2 protein-coding genes and 1 pseudogene are annotated in these 3,180 nt (G+C 66.5%); 2 read left to right on the forward strand and 1 reads right to left on the reverse strand.

Going from position 1 to position 3,180, the window contains the following annotated elements; all coding sequences use genetic code 11:
* A partial coding sequence (locus VD972_RS40490) for an HAD-IG family 5'-nucleotidase (RefSeq protein ID WP_324994537.1) occupies positions 1-1,184 on the forward strand: 1,184 nt, incomplete at its 5' end.
* Between the two features lie 40 nt (positions 1,185-1,224).
* On the opposite strand, the gene VD972_RS40495 is transcribed toward VD972_RS40490, so the two are convergent.
* Positions 1,225-2,667, reverse strand: a complete 1,443-nt coding sequence (locus tag VD972_RS40495) for a cytochrome B6 (protein WP_324994539.1) — start codon at positions 2,665-2,667, stop codon at positions 1,225-1,227.
* A 224-nt stretch (positions 2,668-2,891) separates the two neighbouring features.
* Between VD972_RS40495 and VD972_RS40500 the strand changes: the two are divergent.
* A pseudogene (locus tag VD972_RS40500) lies at positions 2,892-3,180 on the forward strand (hemolysin); the annotation flags it as partial.

The following is a 3,180-nucleotide window of genomic DNA, read 5'->3' on the forward strand; positions in this document are numbered from 1 at the left end:
TGTACCGCAACAAGCTGGTCCGTCCGAAGGATCCGCGGTTCGCGTGGAACGACACGCTCTTCGCGCTGCCGGAGACGTGCCTGTACGCGGGCATCATCGAGCTGCTGGAGTCCCTGGGCGAGCGGGTGGACTACGGCAAGCTCTACGACAACATCCGCGAGGCGATCGACACGGTGCACCGGGACAACTCGCTCAAGCGCGAGGTGCGCAAGGATCTCTCGCGGTACATCTTCCAGGATCCGGAGCTGGGGCCGGCGCTGCACAAGCTGCGCTCGGGAGGAAAGCGGCTGTTCCTGCTGACGAACTCGGCGTGGGACTACACGGACGCGGTGATGCGGTACCTGCTGGACGGGCAGCAGCCGGAGTACCCGAGCTGGCGCAACTACTTCGACTACGTGGTGACGGCGGCGGGCAAGCCGGGGTTCTTCTCGGATCAGCGCCCGTTCCTGGAGCTGGACGCCACCGCCGAGGAGGGTCGCGTGGTGGGCCAGGCGAAGAGCCTGGAGCGCGGCAAGGTGTACTCGGGCGGCAACCTGCCGCAGTTCGAGGAGTTCACCGGCCACAGGGGCGAGAACATCCTCTACGTGGGCGATCACATCTACGGGGACATCCTCAAGTCGAAGAAGTCCTCGCTGTGGCGCACGTGCATGGTGGTGCAGGAGCTGGAGGACGAGATCGCGTACACGGACTCGCGGCGGGAGGAGATCTCGCGGCTGTCCGAGGTGGAGGTGACGCGGGCTCGGCTGGATGACGAGGTGAACGCGACCAAGGCGGCGCTGAACGCGGTGGAGCGGCGGCTGGAGCGGGACACGCTGGGCCCTGCGGAGCGAGCGCACGAGGAGGAGGAGCGCAAGCGGCTCAAGGGGGAGCTGGATCTGGTGCGCCGGGCGCTGAAGGAGGCGATGGGGATCGCTGACACGCTGGAGCACGACGTGGAGGAAGGCTTCAACCCGTACTGGGGGCTGCTGTTCAAGGAGGGCAACGAGAACAGCCGCTTCGGGTACCAGGTGGAGCAGTACGCGTGCCTGTACACGAGCCGCGTGTCGAACTTCCTCCACTACTCGCCGATGCAGTACTACCACTCGCCGCGGGACCAGATGCCGCACGAGCAGGCCGGCGCCCTCTCCGGAAAGCTGTCGCCGCTGGGCAGCGAGGGCCCTCCGAGGGGCTCGAGCAAGGAGTGAAGTCGCTCGAGCGGCTCGGAAGGCTGCGGCTCGGCTCCGCTCAGATCGCCAGCATGTAGTGGACGAGCGCTTCCTTCTCGCGCGGCTCCAGCTTGAGGCCCAGGACGAGGTTGAAGAACTCCACCGTGTCCTCGAGCGTCAGCAGGCGCCCGTCATGCAGGTACGGCGGCGAGTCCTTGATGCCGCGCAGCGTGAACGTCTTGATGGGCCCCTCCGCATGGATGAGCTGGTCGTTGATCATCTGCGGCTTGTAGAAGCGCTCGACCTTCAGATCGTGCATGAGGTGGTCGAGGAAGAACGGCGTCGGGTGACAGCTGGCGCACTGCCCCTTCCCGAGGAAGACCTGCTCGCCCAGCTTCTCCAGCTCCGTGGCCTTCGCCGGATCGAGGCGGCCCGTGGGCAGCAGCTTGGGCGTCGGCGGGAAGTCGAACATGTTCTGCATCTGCGCCATGTTCGCCACCTGGGTGGGACGATCGGGCTCGTTCACACCCTTCTTGGCGGCATCCGCGATGTCCCCGTTGAAGTAGGCCGTGCGCTGCTCGAACTCGGTGAAGTCCTCCACCGAGCGCAGGGAGCGCTTCGAGCCGTGGATCTGCTGGTTGAACAGCCCCCGGAGGCTGACGGTGTCGATCCGGAAGCGTGCGGCCTGAGGCCGGTTGTCCGGGTTCAGGTGGAAGGCCGCGTTGGTGTGACCGTTGGTGTGGCAATCGAGGCAGGCGACGCCCAGGCTGCCCTCAGTCACCTTCCGGGAGTCGGTGGCGTTGAACTCTGCCTGGGGGAACGGCGTGAGGAGCTGGCGCAGGCCATCCATCTGCACGGGCGTGAGCTTGCCATTCATGAGCTCGAAGAAGTTGCGGATCGTGAGCACCTTGCCCTGGGAGACGTCCCCGAGATCGGGCCGCTGCGAGAGGAAGATCGGCGGTGGGAACTCGGGCAGGAAGTGCTCCGGGAGATCGAAGTCCACGTCGAAGCGCTCGAGTGAGCGTCCCTCCTGCTTCCGGATCTCGTCGATCTCGAAGCGCGGGAACACCTGCCCACCCGCCGCGTGCTTCACGTGGGGCAACGGCAGGAAGCCCTGGGGGAACAGCCCCTTCTCCCGGATCTCATCCGGGCTCATGGCGGCCAGCCGCTCCCAGGTCATCCCGCTCGGCAGCTTGACGCGGACGCCCTGCTGCAGCGCCCTGCGTCCCCCCGACATCTTCACCTGGGAGGGACGGTTGCCAAGATCGTACCGGGACTCGAGCAGCGACTGCTGGCGGCGCATGACGCCGGCCTTCTCCCGCATGTCCCGATCCATGACGGCCTTGAAGCTCTCCTCGGCCACGATCGGGATCGTGTACGTCTGATCTCCCGTGCCCTTGGGTGTGGGCGTCTTGAGCCCGCCGGGCTTGGGATCCTTGGTCGCCTGTGCGTAGGTGACACTGCCCACAGCCAGCAGGGCGGCCGCCGTGGCGGCGATGCCGAGTCGATACCGCTGATGCATAAGGTGCGCTCCTCCCTGTGAGAGGCGCAGACCCTATGCACGGCGCGCGAGGAGTCCCGGGGCTTCCGCACATCCCTGGGCCCACGTGTCGCCACAGCGACACACCCAGGAGACAGCGCGTTCTCCAGACGACGCCACCCTCGGGGATCCCGAAAAACCGGGCAGGCGCAATTCACTTCGAGGAATCGGTCGGCGGGTTCACGCCCGAGCGGAGGAGATGCAACATGGGGTACGGACGCGGCATTCACGAGCGTACAGACGGTGCGGATTCTCGGCGGAAGCGGATCTTTGCAGCACTGGTAGCGCTGGCGCTGGCAGGCGCGTGCGACACGACGGGCTCGGAGGATGCGGAGCGCGCCCGGAACACACGGAACCTCGACGACGTGTGCGAAGTCCGGCCTCCCTACACGCCTCACTTCCAGCCGGAGCTGCAGTGGGCATGGACGGGCAGCTCCATCCTCCCCGAGTTCAACCAGGTGATGATGACGCCCGCGGTCGCGGACGTGAACCAGG

The sequence above is a fragment of the Hyalangium sp. genome (genome assembly GCF_035629615.1).
In the GTDB taxonomy this organism is placed as follows: Bacteria; Myxococcota; Myxococcia; order Myxococcales; family Myxococcaceae; genus Hyalangium.

Bases quoted from the DNA above. Each gene is read 5' to 3' on its own strand.
- VD972_RS40495 (WP_324994539.1), bottom strand. From the start codon at position 2,667: ATGCATCAGCGGTATCGACTCGGCATCGCCGCCACGGCGGCCGCCCTG.